The 13,371-nt window shown below is 69.3% G+C and carries 13 protein-coding genes; 8 read left to right on the top strand and 5 right to left on the bottom strand.

Annotated features, from left to right (window positions below; translation table 11 throughout):
* Window positions 1-6: 6 nt before the first annotated feature.
* The 5 genes from rsmA (at window position 7) to FB475_RS08265 (ending at window position 4,522) form a co-directional block, all read left to right on the top strand.
* Window positions 7-879 (top strand): 16S rRNA (adenine(1518)-N(6)/adenine(1519)-N(6))-dimethyltransferase RsmA, encoded by an 873-nt coding sequence (gene rsmA, locus FB475_RS08285; RefSeq protein ID WP_141854063.1) that lies wholly within the window; start codon window positions 7-9, stop codon window positions 877-879.
* A gap of 10 nt (window positions 880-889) precedes the next feature.
* Window positions 890-1,822 (top strand): 4-(cytidine 5'-diphospho)-2-C-methyl-D-erythritol kinase, encoded by a 933-nt coding sequence (locus FB475_RS08280; RefSeq protein ID WP_141854061.1) that lies wholly within the window; start codon window positions 890-892, stop codon window positions 1,820-1,822.
* A 31-nt stretch (window positions 1,823-1,853) separates the two neighbouring features.
* On the top strand, window positions 1,854-2,105 hold the full coding sequence (locus FB475_RS08275; protein WP_141854060.1) for a type II toxin-antitoxin system Phd/YefM family antitoxin: 252 nt from the start codon (window positions 1,854-1,856) through the stop codon (window positions 2,103-2,105).
* Window positions 2,102-2,497 carry a type II toxin-antitoxin system VapC family toxin gene (locus tag FB475_RS08270; protein ID WP_141854058.1) on the top strand — a complete coding sequence of 132 codons (396 nt, stop codon included), beginning with the start codon at window positions 2,102-2,104 and terminating at the stop codon, window positions 2,495-2,497. Before FB475_RS08275 ends, FB475_RS08270 begins: the two co-directional genes overlap by 4 nt.
* Window positions 2,498-2,647: 150 nt before the next feature.
* The gene (locus FB475_RS08265; RefSeq protein WP_185759149.1) at window positions 2,648-4,522 is read left to right on the top strand and encodes an elongation factor G; all 1,875 of its coding nucleotides are present in this window, start codon (window positions 2,648-2,650) and stop codon (window positions 4,520-4,522) included.
* Here the strand turns inward: FB475_RS08265 and FB475_RS08260 are convergent.
* On the bottom strand, window positions 4,506-5,354 hold the full coding sequence (locus FB475_RS08260; RefSeq protein WP_185759147.1) for a fructosamine kinase family protein: 849 nt from the start codon (window positions 5,352-5,354) through the stop codon (window positions 4,506-4,508). The genes FB475_RS08265 and FB475_RS08260 overlap by 17 nt on opposite strands.
* 49 nt (window positions 5,355-5,403) lie before the next feature.
* Here FB475_RS08260 and FB475_RS08255 point away from each other — a divergent pair, with 49 nt between their 5' ends.
* Entirely contained in the window at window positions 5,404-7,227 is a 1,824-nt protein-coding gene (locus FB475_RS08255; RefSeq protein WP_141854052.1) for an ABC-F family ATP-binding cassette domain-containing protein, read from the top strand.
* A 363-nt stretch (window positions 7,228-7,590) separates the two neighbouring features.
* On the opposite strand, the gene FB475_RS08250 is transcribed toward FB475_RS08255, so the two are convergent.
* Complete coding sequence (locus FB475_RS08250) at window positions 7,591-8,082, bottom strand: MarR family winged helix-turn-helix transcriptional regulator (RefSeq protein WP_141854050.1); 492 nt, start codon at window positions 8,080-8,082, stop codon at window positions 7,591-7,593.
* A 97-nt stretch (window positions 8,083-8,179) separates the two neighbouring features.
* On the opposite strand from FB475_RS08250, the gene FB475_RS08245 reads away from it, so the two are divergent.
* Window positions 8,180-8,959 (top strand): methyltransferase domain-containing protein, encoded by a 780-nt coding sequence (locus FB475_RS08245; protein WP_141854048.1) that lies wholly within the window; start codon window positions 8,180-8,182, stop codon window positions 8,957-8,959.
* Window positions 8,959-9,306, top strand: a complete 348-nt coding sequence (locus FB475_RS08240) for a VOC family protein (protein ID WP_141854046.1) — start codon at window positions 8,959-8,961, stop codon at window positions 9,304-9,306. Before FB475_RS08245 ends, FB475_RS08240 begins: the two co-directional genes overlap by 1 nt.
* A 45-nt stretch (window positions 9,307-9,351) precedes the next feature.
* On the opposite strand, the gene FB475_RS08235 is transcribed toward FB475_RS08240, so the two are convergent.
* The 3 genes from FB475_RS08235 to FB475_RS08225 all read right to left on the bottom strand — a co-directional run bounded on the left by FB475_RS08235 (window position 9,352) and on the right by FB475_RS08225 (window position 13,365).
* Complete coding sequence (locus tag FB475_RS08235) at window positions 9,352-11,817, bottom strand: ABC transporter permease (protein WP_141854044.1); 2,466 nt, start codon at window positions 11,815-11,817, stop codon at window positions 9,352-9,354.
* A gap of 1 nt (window position 11,818) precedes the next feature.
* Window positions 11,819-12,598, bottom strand: coding sequence for an ABC transporter ATP-binding protein (locus FB475_RS08230; RefSeq protein WP_141854042.1), 780 nt, complete (start codon window positions 12,596-12,598; stop codon window positions 11,819-11,821).
* Between the two features lie 98 nt (window positions 12,599-12,696).
* Entirely contained in the window at window positions 12,697-13,365 is a 669-nt protein-coding gene (locus tag FB475_RS08225) for a response regulator transcription factor (protein ID WP_141854040.1), read from the bottom strand.
* Between the last annotated feature and the right edge of the window lie 6 nt (window positions 13,366-13,371).

Genomic DNA, 13,371 nt, shown 5'->3' with positions numbered 1-13,371 from the left:
GCTCACGTGAGCTCGTCGGATTCATCCACAGCAGCCGGACCGAGATTGCTCGGTCCGGCTGATGTGCGTTCGCTGGCCGCCGCGCTCGGGGTCCGCCCGACCAAGCAGCGCGGCCAGAACTTCGTCATCGACCCGAACACCGTCCGCCGGATCGTCCGCGCCGCCGACCTCACCGAGGGTGAGCACGTGCTGGAGATCGGCCCGGGCCTCGGTTCGCTGACGCTGGCGCTGCTCGCCGAAGGGCACTCGGTCACCGCGGTCGAGATCGACCCGCTGCTCGCGCAGGCGCTCCCGTCGACAGTCGCCTCCTACGCCCCCGAACAGGCCGCCAAGCTCACCGTGGTCGAGGCGGATGCGATGGACGTCGGTCCGGACCAGATCGGTACGCCGACCGCCTGCGTCGCGAACCTGCCGTACAACGTCGCCGTACCGGTCCTGCTGCATCTGCTCGAGGTCTCGGACTCGCTGCGGCACGGGCTCGTGATGGTGCAGTCCGAGGTGGCGGACCGGCTGGCGGCGCCGCCCGGCTCCCGGACGTACGGCGTACCGTCCGCGAAGGCCGCCTGGTACGCCGAGGTGCGCCGGGCCGGGCCGATCGGGCGGAACGTGTTCTGGCCGGCCCCGAACGTCGACTCCGGGCTGGTCGCGTTCGAACGCCGCGACCCGCCGGCGACCGCGGCGACCCGCGAGCAGACGTTCGCCGTGATCGAGGCCGCGTTCTCGCAGCGCCGCAAGACGGTCCGCTCCGCACTGGCCCGCTGGCTGCCCGACCGCGCCCGCCTGGACGAGATCTTCGCAACCACCGGCATCGACCCACAACTCCGCGGCGAGATGCTCAGCATCGAGCAGTTCGCCGCCCTGGCCGGTGCCAGGCACTAGCCTGTCCGACGTGTCACCTTCTGCTGAGGTCACGGTGCGGGCGCCGGCCAAGATCAATCTCGGTCTGTCGGTCGGTCCGCCGCGCCCCGACGGGTTCCACCCGCTCGCCACGGTGTACCAGGCCGTTGCCCTGTACGACGACGTCACCGCCGTACTGCGCGACGACGACGGCGAGGTCTCGGTGGAGATCTCCGGTGACTTCGCGGACGACGTACCGACCGACGAGACGAACCTCGCGGTCCGGGCGGCGCAGCTGCTGCAGGCCGAGTACGACGTGGACGAGGGCGTCGACCTGACGATCCGCAAGACGATCCCGGTCGCGGGCGGGATGGCCGGCGGGTCGACCGACGCGGCCGCGACGCTGGTGGCGTGCAACCGGCTGTGGGGCCTGCAGCTGACCCAGACCGAGCTGCAGCACCACGCGGCCGAGCTCGGCAGCGACGTACCGTTCTGCCTGGTCGGGCACACCGCGCTCGGTCAGGGCCGCGGCGAGCAGGTCACCGAGGTGATGTCCCGCGGCACGTTCCACTGGGTGTTCGCGATCGCCGAGGGCGGGTTGTCCACGCCGGAGGTGTACGGGCAACTCGACCGGATGCGCCCGCTCCGCCGGGTCGAGCCGCCGCAGGTCCGCCCGGAGCTGCTGTCGGCGCTGCTGTCCGGCCAGCCCGGTGCGTTGGCGGTTGCCCTCAGCAACGACCTGCAGGCGGCCGCGCTCGCGCTCCGCCCGGAACTCGGCGAGACCCTCCAGTTCGGCCTGGACCACGGCGCCCTGGCCGCCCAGATCTCCGGCTCCGGCCCCACCTGCCTGTTCCTCGCCGCCGACAGCCGCAGCGCCGTCGACCTGGCCGTCGACCTCGCCGAATCCGGCCTCTGCCGGATGGTCCGCCAAGCCGAAGGCCCCGTCCCCGGCGCCCGCATCCTCCCGGCCATCGTCAGCCGGTAGTACACTTAGCTAGGCGGGCTAAGGAGGCCGGATGAGTGAGCTGGCGCAGTACAACATGCATGAAGCGAAGTCCCAGCTGTCCCGGATCGTCGAACGGGTCGAGCACGGTGAGACCGTCGTCATCAGCCGGGCGGGCAAGCCAGTCGCCAAGGTCGTCCCCCTGACGGATGTGCGGCGGCGGACGGGGCGCGGTTCGCTGGCCGGCCGGATCAGCTACGCCCACGACTGGGACTCGGCCGAGGTGAACGAGGAGATCGCCGCCGACTTCGGCCTGCTGTCGTGAGCGCGTCGCCGGGTACTGCTCGGCTGCTGCTGGACACCCATGTGCTGCTCTGGTGGGCGCAGGACAGCGACGAGCTCGCGGACGACTTGAAGGAGCGGATCGACACCGAGCTGGAGGTCTACGTCAGCGCGGCGACGATGTGGGAGCTGTCGATCAAGGCGGCGGCCGGGAAGATCGACCTGCCGGACGATCTGGCTGAATGGGCCGAGCAGAGTGGTTTGAGAGCGCTGCCGATCGACATGACGCATGCAGTCCTGGCGGGCATGTTGCCGATGATCCACCGGGATCCGTTCGATCGGATGCTCGTCGCGCAGGCGCTGGCTGAGAAGTTGACGCTGGTGACCCGCGACCGGTTCATCCAGAAGTACGACGTGCCCATCCTCGAGGCCTGAAAATACGTTCGTCACGGCCGGGGGCTGGTGCTAGCGTCGCAGCAAGAGCTCTCATCGACTGACAGGAGACCGGGATGCGCCGCGGATCGATCTACCGCATCGGTATTGATCGTTTCGACGCGTTCGCGAGGACTCTTGAAATCTTTGACGATGGGCATTGTTGCGCATGTCGACGCCGGTAAGACCAGCCTGACCGAGCGGCTGCTGTTCGCGGCCGGGGTCGTCGACCGGGTCGGCCGGGTCGACGACGGGAACACCCGGACCGACTCGATGGACCTGGAGCGCAAGCGCGGGATCACGATCCGCTCCGCGGTGGTGGCGTTCCGGCTCGGGGAGCTGCCGATGAACCTGATCGACACGCCCGGACACTCGGACTTCATCGCCGAGGTGGAGCGGGCGCTGTCGGTGCTCGACGGCGCCGTGCTGGTGATCTCCGCGGTCGAGGGCGTGCAGCCGCAGACCCGGTTGCTGATGCGCACGCTGGACCGGCTGCGGATCCCGACGTTGCTGTTCGTGAACAAGACCGACCGGGTCGGCGCCCGGTACGACGACCTGCTCGCCGATATCCGCCGCCTGCTCACGCCGGCCGCCGTACCGATGCAGACGGTGCCGGAGCTGGGCACCCGCGCCGCGACCGTCGTACCGCTGCCGACCCAGCGCAGCGAGCTCGGCGAGATCCTTGCCGAGCGCAACGACGAGTTCCTCGAGCAGTACCTCGAAGGTACCGCCGACCAGGTGGCGGAGTTGGCCAACCAGGTCGCGAGCGCCGCAGCGCATCCGGTGTACTTCGGATCCGCGATGACCGGCGTCGGGATCGACGAGCTGATCGACGGCATCCGCACCTGGTTGCCGCGCGCAACCGGTTCGCCGAACGACGACCTGAGCGCGCGCGTCTTCAAGGTCGAGCGGGTCGCCGCCGGCCAGAAGCTCGCGTCCGCGCGGATCGTCTCCGGCAGCCTCACCGCCCGTACGCCGGTCGCGGTCCATCCGGTCGACGGCCCGGAGTACCGGACCCGTCCGAGCGGGATCGAGCTGTACGCCGACGGCGCCCGGACGCCCGTCGACCGCGTCGAGGCCGGGCAGATCGTCGCGCTGCGGGGCCTGAAGGACATCCGGATCGGCGATCAGCTCGGCGTACGGACGACGTACACGCAAAGGCTGTTCGCGCCGCCGACGCTGGAGACCGTGGTGAGCGCACGGGACCGAGTGCGCCTGTTCCAGGCGCTGACGCAGCTCGCCGAGCAGGATCCGCTGATCCGCATCCGCAAGGCCGAAGAGATCACGGTCAGCCTGTACGGCGAGGTACAGAAGGAGGTGATCGCCTCGCTGCTGGAGTCGGAGTACGGCGTCGACGTCACGTTCAGCGAGACGACCCCGATCCACGTCGAACGGCTGAACGGCACCGGCGAGGCGATCCGCGAGATCACCGAAGGCCCGTGGGCAGCAGGTGTCGGGTTCCGCGTCTCACCAGTTGCCGAAGGCATCGAGTACGAGCTGGAGGTCGAGCTCGGCGGGTTGCCGCGGGCGTTCCACACCGCGATCGAGGAAACGGTCCGCCAGACGCTGCACCAGGGCCTGTACGGCTGGGAGATCCCGAACATCCGGGTCGACCTGATCCACACCGCGTACTGGAGTCCGGTCACCGTTGCGGCCGACTTCCGGCGCCTCGTCCCCGTCGTTCTGATGCAGGCCATCGCCGCCGCGGGGACGACCGTGCTCGAGCCGTTGAATCACTTCGAGCTGGACGTGCCGCCGGACACAGTCGCGCGGATGATGGCGCACGTCGCCGAACACCGTGGGGTCGTCTCGCTCGTCGACCGGACCCATCTCGAGGGCACGATCCCGGCCGCGACCACGCACGCCTTCGAGGCCCAGTTGCCGCACCTCGGCCGCGGCGAAGCGCTCCTGGCGACCAGCTTCGACAGCTACAGCCCGGTCCCGGGTGCTCCGCCGATCCGGCACCGGACCGACGGCAACCCGCTCAACGAGAAGCAGTACCTGCTGCACCTCAATCAAAGTCTTTGAGAATGGAGGAGATCTCGGCGACGGTTTCCGGCCGGTCGGGGGAGTGTGCGGTGATGCAGAGGAGCTCACGCAGGTGCAGGAGCGGCAGCCGGCCGCGCCACCCGGAGGTCAGCGGATGGACCTCCTCGTAGGCCTTGAAGAGGACGGGCGAGACCTGGTTGTAGATCAGCAAGGTGGCCAGTTCGGCCTCGGGCCAGCCGTAGTACACCGCCGGGTCTATCAGTGCGGGCCTTCCGGTCAGGTCGGGTAGCAGGTTCCCGTGCCACAGGTCGCCGTGCAGCAGGGACGGGCGCTGCGGCGGGATCAGCTCCCCGAGCCGATGGGCGACTCGTTCCAGGCGGCGGCGGTCCTCGGCCGGGAGCTGGCGGTGACAGTTCGGCTCCTCGAGGTACCGCAGCAGCCGGTGCTCCGCGAAGAACGCGTGCCCGTCCGTCGTCCACGGGTTCCGCTGCGCGAGTACGCCGAGGTAGTTGTCCCGGTAGTACCCGAACCTGTCCGCAGTCCGTTGGTGCTGCAGCGCCAGCGCCCGCCCCGCGTCCTCCCAGTACGTCGGCGACGGTTCCGACGTACCGAGGTCCGTCAGAACGATGTACGTCGGCGTCACCCGGAGAACGGAAGGTACGGCGAACCCGCCCGGCGTGCGCAGTGCGTCGAGCCCGTCGGCCTCCAGCGCGTACAGGTCCGCCGGTACGTCGTCCTGCGTCTTCACGACCACCGTGCGGCCCCGCGTGGTCCGCACCCGGAAGGTCTTGCTCGCGTACCCACCTTCGAGCGGAACGGCGGAGATCGGTTCGCCCAAACGGAGGCCATCGAGCCATGGAGCAGTCAGCACTCGGACGATCCTGGCACGCCCGCCGGCGTCGGCTACTCTTGGGCGCGTTATGGCGGTAGCTAACTTGGTGAATCTGGAAGCTGTTTCCAAGGGCTTCGGGACCCGCACCCTGCTCGACTCGGTAAGTCTCGGCGTAGGCCGTGGCGAGCGGATCGGCGTGGTCGGGCGCAACGGCGACGGCAAGTCGACCCTCCTGCAGGTCCTCGCGCGCCGGGAGGAGCCCGACAGCGGCCGGATCACCCACAACCGGGACCTGCGGCTCGGGTACCTCGGGCAGAGCGACGACCTCGACCCGGAGCAGACCGTGCTGCACGCGGTCCTCGGTGACGTCGAGACCTACACGTGGGCGGCCGATCCACGGACACGCTCGGTGATGGAGCACTTGCTCGGCGAGGTCGATCACCAGGCGCTGGTCGGCAGTCTGAGTGGTGGTGAACGCCGGCGCGCGTCGCTGGCCCGGCTGCTGCTCACCGAGGTCGACCTGCTCGTTCTGGACGAGCCCACGAACCACCTGGACATCGAGGCCGTCAGCTGGCTGGCCGAGCACGTGGTCGATCGGGCCGGCGCGTTGGTCGTCGTCACGCACGACCGCTGGTTCCTCGACGCCGTCTGCACGAACACCTGGGAGGTCCAGGGCGGCCGCGTCACGTCGTACGACGGCGGCTACGCGGCGTACGTGCTGGCGAAGGCAGAGCGAGCTCGTTCCGCTCAGGTCAGCGAGGAGAAGCGGCAGAACCTGCTGCGCAAGGAGCTGGCCTGGCTGCGCCGCGGCGCACCGGCGCGGACGAGCAAGCCGAAGTTCCGGATCGACGCCGCGAACGCCCTGATCGAGAACGAGCCGCCGCCGCGCGACAAGCTGGCGCTGTCCCAGCTGGCGACCTCGCGCCTGGGCAAGGACGTGTTCGATGCCGAGGACGTCAGCTTCAGCTACGGCGACCGGAAGATGCTCGACCACGTCACGTTCCGGCTCGGCCCTGCCGACCGGATCGGTTTGCTCGGTCCGAACGGCGCCGGCAAGACGACCTTCCTGAAGGTCCTCACCGGACAGCTCCCGCCCGACCACGGCGTGGTCAAGCAGGGCAAGACGGTCCGGTTCGCCAATCTGTCGCAGAACCTCGAGGAGATCGACGAGAGCGTCACGGTCCTCGACCACATCACCGCGATCCGCCGTACGGCGGCGCTCGCGGGCAAGGGCGGTGAGCTGACGTCGTCACAGCTGCTCGAGCGGTTCGGGTTCACCGGCGACAAGCTGACCACGCGGATCTCGGACCTGTCCGGTGGCGAGCGGCGCCGCCTGCAGTTGCTGCGGATCCTGCTGGACGAGCCGAACGTGCTGATCCTGGACGAGCCGACCAACGACCTGGACGTCGAGACGCTGACCGTGCTGGAGGACTTCCTCGACGGCTGGCCGGGCGTGGTCGTCACGGTCACCCACGACCGGTACTTCCTGGAGCGGGTCAGCGACATGGTTTACGCGATCATGGGCGACGGCCGGGTCCGGCATCTGCCGCGCGGTGTCGAGCAGTATCTCGAGGAACTCGACGCCGGAATTCCACGGCGGCCGGCGGCCAATGCAGCGACCCCGGCGGCGGAAGTGTCCGCGGATTTGCCGCACGCCGTTAATACCCAGGTGGTTGAACGTCCGACGGCTGACGCGGCAGCGGCCCGGGCGGCGAAGAAGGAGCTGAACCGGATCGAGCGGCAGCTCGCCAAGCTCACCGAGACCGAGGCCAAGCTGCACGACCAGCTGGCCGCGAGCGCCAGCGACTACGGCCGGCTGGCCGAACTGGACACCGAGCTCCGCAAGCTCGCAGACGAACGCGGCGAGCTGGAGCTGGCCTGGTTCGAGGCCGCGGAGCGCGCGGAACAGTAACGCTGTAAGGGAAAGCGCGCGGCGCACCCTCCGATCCCCTGTGATTCGGAGGGGTGCGCCGAGCTGCTGGGTGAGCGGGCCCCGTGCCGGCCGGCGTTGTTCGGGCCCCGAGCCCCGGACACCGCGCGGCCACTTTCGGCGGACCACCTCTTGCCGCCGAAAATCGGTTGGCTACTGATTGTGACGACCATAGTGCGGACTGTGAGTGGTGTCGGCTACAGCAGCCTCTCGATCTTGTTGCAACTAGCAACGAACCGGGCAGGGCCGAAGTGACGTTCGTCTTTTCGGATAATTCCGGCGCAATTCGGCTTTGCCCGCCCGGGCCGGCCACTTTGTCGCCCGGCTGTAAAGCGTTTGTTCTTCTCAATGGTTTTCGAACGGGCGGACCAGTTCGCGCAGGGCGCGGGCGATCTGCTGCTGGTCGCGGTCGCTCAGACCGCCCAGCAGCGTGCGTTCGTGGGCGAGCAGGCCGGCCATCGCGGCGTCGACCTTGTCCCGGCCGGCTGGGGTCAACTGGACGAGCACGCCGCGCCGGTCGTTCGGATCCGGAAGCCGTTCGACCAGCCCGCGGGCGGCCAGCCGGTCCACCCGGTTCGTCATGGTGCCGGACGTGACCAGGGTTTCCTTGAGCAATTTCCCCGGCGACAAGCGGTACGGCGTACCGGCTCGGCGGAGGGCGGCGAGGACGTCGAACTCCCACGATTCCAGCTCGTGCGCGTCGAAGGCCTGGCTGCGGGCCCGGTCCAGGTGCCGGGCCAACCGGCTGACCCGGGAGAGCACCTCCATCGGAGCCACGTCGAGGTCGGGGCGCTCCCGCCGCCAGGCCTCGATCAGCCGATCGACCTCGTCGTCCATGGCCACGAGCGTACCGATCAAGACTCTTGACATCAAGACAACTGGCGGGTCTAGAGTATCTCGACATCAAGATAAATTTCCAGGGAGGTGCACGACGATGCGCAGGTCACCGGTGTGGAGTCCGGAGCAGTACGGTACGTACGCCGACGAGCGGGCGCGACCGTTCCGCGACCTGGTCGACCGGATCGGGGCCACCGACGTACGGAGTGTCGTCGACCTCGGCTGCGGTCCGGGCGCGCTGACCGCGACCCTGCGGGACATCTGGCCCGAGGCGACGATCCGCGGGATCGACAGCTCGCCGCAGATGCTCGAAGCGGCCGCGCAGTACGCCGACGACCACCTGAGCTTCGAGCTCGGTGACGTCCGCGAGTGGTCCGGTGACGACCTCGACGTGATCGTCACGAACGCGACATTGCAGTGGGTCCCGGAGCAGCTCGACCTGTTGCCGGGGTTCGTCCGCGCGTTGCGGCCGGGTGGCTGGCTGGCGATCCAGATCCCGGGCAACGGCGATGCACCGTCGCACGCGATCCTCCGCGAGTTGGCGAACAAGCCGCCGTACGCCGAGTACGCGAAGGACGCGTCGTTGCGGCCCGACGTACCCGGGCCGGCGGATTACATCGAGGCGCTGTCGGCGCTGGGGTGCCGCGTCGACGCGTGGGAGACGACATACTTCCACGTGCTCGCCGGCGACAACGCCGTCCTCGAATGGGTGAAGGGGACGGGGGCACGCCCGGTGCTGCAGTCGCTGCCGGACGACGTACGGCCTGCTTTTGAAGCTGAGTACGGCGCTCGGTTGGCCGAGGCCTATCCGCAGAAGCCGTACGGGACAGTGTTGCCGTTCCGCCGGATCTTCGCCGTCGCGCACAAGGAGCGATGATGCGACTCGATCACGTACAGGTGTCCTGCCCGCCCGGTGGTGAGGACGTCGCGCGGGCGTTCTACCGCGACGCGCTCGGGATGACCGAGGTGGAGAAGCCGGAGCTGCTGAAGCCGCGCGGCGGGTGCTGGTTCAAGGCCGGTGCCGCGGAGATCCACGTCGGTGTGGAGAAGGACTTCACGCCTGCGAAGAAGGCACATCCGGCGCTGGCCGTGGACGATCTGGACGCGTTGGCTGCACGGCTGGCAGGCCTCGGTTATCCGGTCCAGTGGGACAACGAGACGATTCCCGGCCGCCGGCGGTTTCACACCGCCGACGGACACGGGAATCGGGTGGAGATCGTTTAGTACGAGCGGCTCGCCCGGCCCCCTCAAGCCGGGCGAGCCGCCGGCTCACTCGGTCGCCAGCGCCCCGGCCGGCGCGACCTTCGCCGCGCGCCGGGCCGGCAGCACCGAGGCGAGCAGACCCGCGACCGTGGCGACCGCGGCGATCGCGATCAGCAGCTTCCCGGGTACGGCGTACTCGACGCCGCCGGTGACCGTCTGACCGCCCATCAGCGCGCTCGTCCCGGTCCAGCCGTAGACCAGCCCGAGGACGATTCCCAGCCCGGCCGCGACCAGTGCCATCAGCAACGATTCGACCGCGAGCATCCGGCGGAGCTGACGGCGGGACAGACCCATCGCCCGGAGCAGCGCGTTCTCCCGGGTCCGCTCCAAGACCGACAGGCTGAGCGTGTTGCCGACGCCCACGAGCGCGATCAGTACCGAAACCCCGAGCAGGCCGATCCCGACGATCAGCAGGACGTCGAAGATCTTCGTGTATGTCGACCGCTCGGCCAGACCGCCTTCGACGCCGAGGTCCTTCACGGTCGGGATCGACTGCTGGACGGCGTCGATCACGTTCGGGCCGTCGGCCTTCGGGTCGGCGGCCAGCCAGTACCCCGTCGTCGCCGCGTTCGGCGCCAGCTTCGCGAGATCGGCCGAGGTGATCGTGATCGGGTCGAGGTGCCCGACCGACATCCGGACCGTGAGGCTGAGCTTGTGCTGACCGGAGACCAGCGTGAGCTGTGAGCCCTCGGTGAGTTTCAGCGCCTCCATCGTGTGGTACGCGACGAGCGCCGTGCCCTGCTTGAGCTGCCCGGCAAGGGCCGCGTTGTGGATCACCGAACCGGCCTTGTCCTGGTCGATGCCGGTGATCGTCATGTCCTGCCCGCCGGCCTTGACGTCCGCCGAGCTGACCGGGACCACCTGGGTGATGCCCTTGATGTCGCGGAGCTGCTGCTCGGCGGTCGCCGGCATCTTCTCCTTGTACGCCGTGACCACCAGGTCGACCGGGTACTGCCCGTTCATCGACACGTCGAACGTCTTCTGCACCGAGGCGATCCCGACACAGGTCAGGCTGATCAGCGTCACGCCGATCAACAGCGCCGAGGTGGTTGCCGCCGTCCGCTTCGGGTTCCGGATCGCGTTCGCGACCGCGATGCGGGCCGGTACGCCGCCACTGCGCGCCGGGAGCGCGCCGATCAGGCGGATCAGCGCCGGTACCAGGAGCGCACCCACCGCGAGGATGCCGAGGAAGGAGATCGCGCCGCCCGCGGCACCGATGATCACCTGATGCATCGCGGCACCGGCCACGAGCAGCACACCACCACCTGCGAGGAGCAGGAAGCCCGCGAGCAACCGCAGTACGCCGGCCCTGGACGCGGCCGCCGGGGCAGTCTCCGGCCGGAGCGCGGCCAGCGGCGCCACCTTCGTCGCCCGCCGCGCCGGTACGACGGCCGCGATCAGTGTGGCCACGGTACCGAGCAGCAGTGGTACGAACACCGACGCGACGTCGAGGTGCAGCGGCACGGGCGGGATACCCCAGTCGAACTCGCGGGACAGCGTCAGCGCCAACGCGGACAGGGCGACACCGAACACGACGCCGATCGCGGACGCGGCCAGGCCCACCACGGCCGCCTCGGCCAGGACCGACGTGAACACCTGCCGCCGGGACGCGCCGACGCAGCGCAGCAACGCCATCTCGCGGGTTCGTTGCGCGATCACGATCGTGAACGTGTTGCCGATCACCAGGCAGGCGACGAACAGCGCGATCAGCGCGAACATCCCGAACACACCACCGAGGACGTCGATGCCGTGCGTGTAGCCCTCGATCTCGTGCTGCACGAACTCCTTGCCGGTGTACACCTGCAGGCCGTCCGAGACCACGCCACGGGCAGCGTCGGCGAGTTGGAGCTGTGTCACACCCGGCTTGGCCGCGATCCCGATCCCACGGATGAAGGCGTCCGGCGCGAAGATCTTCACCGCGGCGGCGGTGGCGACCGCGGACGCCGTACCGACCGAGTTCGTGTCGTCGACCAGGCCGACGACACGCAGCGTCCAGGACTTCCCGTCGTACGAGTCGATCCGCAGCTGGTCGCCGATCCGGACCTTGTGCTTGGCCGCCAGCCGGGCCGGCAGCGCGATCTCGTTCGTTGCGGTCGGCAACCGGCCGGACGACGTACCAGGACCGGCGATCACGCTGGTGTCGTAGAGCGCGTCGATCTCGGTACCGACCGGGCGGACCAGGTCGGGGAACGCGACGTTCATGTACGCCGTGGTGAGCGTGATCACCGACGACGCCTGGCCGAGCCGGTGCGCGGCGGCGATGTCGGCCGGGGAGATCGACGCGCTCTCCGGGTAGACGACCGCGTCGACGCCCTTGTACTGCGCTCCGATCGTCTGGTCGATGCCGTGCGACGCCGACGAGTGCACGATCATCGCGAGCGAACCGAACCCGACCCCGAGGACGATCGCCAGGCAGGCGGCGACCAGGCGGCCCAGGTGGGCGCGCAGCGAGGAGAGGAGTGATCGTCGCACGTCAGGCCCCCAGCTGCCGCAGCGCGTCCAGGACGCTCTCCGGGGTGGGCTGCTGCAGCTCGCCGGCCAACTTGCCGTCGGCAAGCATCACGACCCGGTCGGCGTACGACGCGGCCAGTGGGTCGTGAGTGACCATCACCACGGTCTGGCCGAACTCGCGGACCGAGCGGCGCAGGAACCCGAGCACCTCGGCGCCGGACCGGGAGTCCAGGTTGCCGGTCGGCTCGTCGGCGAACACGACCTCGGGCCGGCCGACCAGCGCCCGGGCCACCGCGACCCGCTGCTGCTGACCACCGGACAGTTCCGACGGCCGGTGCGTGAGCCGGTCCTGCAGGCCGAGGACGTCGATCAGCGTGTCCAGCCACTGCTGGTCGGGTTTGCGGTTGCCGAGCTCGAGCGGGAGCAGGATGTTGTCCTTCGCCGACAGCATCGGCAGCAGGTTGAACGACTGGAAGACGAACCCGATCCGGTCCCGCCGGATCTTGGTCAGCTCCGCGTCCGCCAGTTGGGTCAGCTCGGTCTCGCCGAGCAGCACCTGGCCGCTGGTGGGGGTGTCCAGCCCGGCCAGGCAGTGCATCAACGTGGACTTGCCGGACCCGGACGGGCCCATGATCGCGGTGAACCGGCCGACGCCGAAGTCCACCCCGACGCCGTCCAGCGCCGCCACCGCGGTGTCGCCCTGTCCGTACACCTTGCGCAGCTCGTGGGCCCGGATCGCCGTCCGCGGCTCCCCGTCCTGCCGCAACCGCCCGACCGCGGGCTGCCCGGTCTGCAAACTCATGTCACTCCTCAGCTCAACTGAACGTTGCTGACGAAGGTAGTGACCGGCGCGCCCGATCTCGTCGGACCGCAGACTGGACTCCGGGTACGACCTGGGTATTACTTGTGCGGTTTGACCAGGCCGGTCTCGTACCCGAGGACGACCAGGGCGACCCGGTCGCGGAGGCCGGTCTTGGCCAGGATCCGGCCGATGTGCGTCTTGACGGTTGCCTCGGACAACGTGAAGAGCTTGGCGATCTCGGTGTTCGACAGGCCGCGGGCGACCTCGATCAGGACCTCGCGCTCGCGGGCCGTCAGGTCCTTGAGGTCCGGCCGCTCGGTGGCCGCGTCCGGGAGCGCCCCGGCGAAGTGCTCCAGCAGGCGTTTCGTCGTACTGGGGGAGACGACGGCGTCGCCGGAGTACACCTGGCGGATCGCGTTGAGCAGATCGGCCGGTGGGGTGTTCTTGAGCAGGAATCCCGCCGCGCCGGCCTTGATCGCGGCGAACGCGTACTCGTCGAGGTCGAAGGTGGTGAGCACGATCACCTTGGGTGCCTGGGGCAACGACTGTAGTTGCCTGGTCGCCTCGACACCGTCCAGCCGCGGCATCCGGACGTCCATCAGCACGACGTCGCAGGCGGTCACCTGGATCTTCTCGACCGCCTCGCCGCCGTCGCCCGCCTGCCCGACCACCCGCATGTCGGCCTGCGAATCGACCAGCATCGTGAATCCCGCTCGCACGAGTTCCTGGTCGTCGACAAGAAACACGCGGATGACGTCGTCTGTCACGCCTCC

The sequence above is a fragment of the Kribbella jejuensis genome, assembly GCF_006715085.1.
Taxonomy (GTDB): domain Bacteria; phylum Actinomycetota; class Actinomycetes; order Propionibacteriales; family Kribbellaceae; genus Kribbella; species Kribbella jejuensis.
Note: the sequence above shows the minus strand (reverse complement) of the source record. Positions and strands in the feature narration are given on the sequence as shown.

Coding starts and splice junctions, on each gene's coding strand:
- FB475_RS08265 (WP_185759149.1), top strand. CDS start 2,648: ATGGGCATTGTTGCGCATGTCGACGCCGGTAAGACCAGCCTGACCGAG.
- FB475_RS08240 (WP_141854046.1), top strand. CDS start 8,959: ATGCGACTCGATCACGTACAGGTGTCCTGCCCGCCCGGTGGTGAGGAC.
- FB475_RS08275 (WP_141854060.1), top strand. CDS start 1,854: ATGAGTGAGCTGGCGCAGTACAACATGCATGAAGCGAAGTCCCAGCTG.
- FB475_RS08245 (WP_141854048.1), top strand. CDS start 8,180: ATGCGCAGGTCACCGGTGTGGAGTCCGGAGCAGTACGGTACGTACGCC.
- FB475_RS08230 (WP_141854042.1), bottom strand. CDS start 12,598: ATGAGTTTGCAGACCGGGCAGCCCGCGGTCGGGCGGTTGCGGCAGGAC.
- FB475_RS08250 (WP_141854050.1), bottom strand. CDS start 8,082: ATGGACGACGAGGTCGATCGGCTGATCGAGGCCTGGCGGCGGGAGCGC.
- FB475_RS08255 (WP_141854052.1), top strand. CDS start 5,404: ATGGCGGTAGCTAACTTGGTGAATCTGGAAGCTGTTTCCAAGGGCTTC.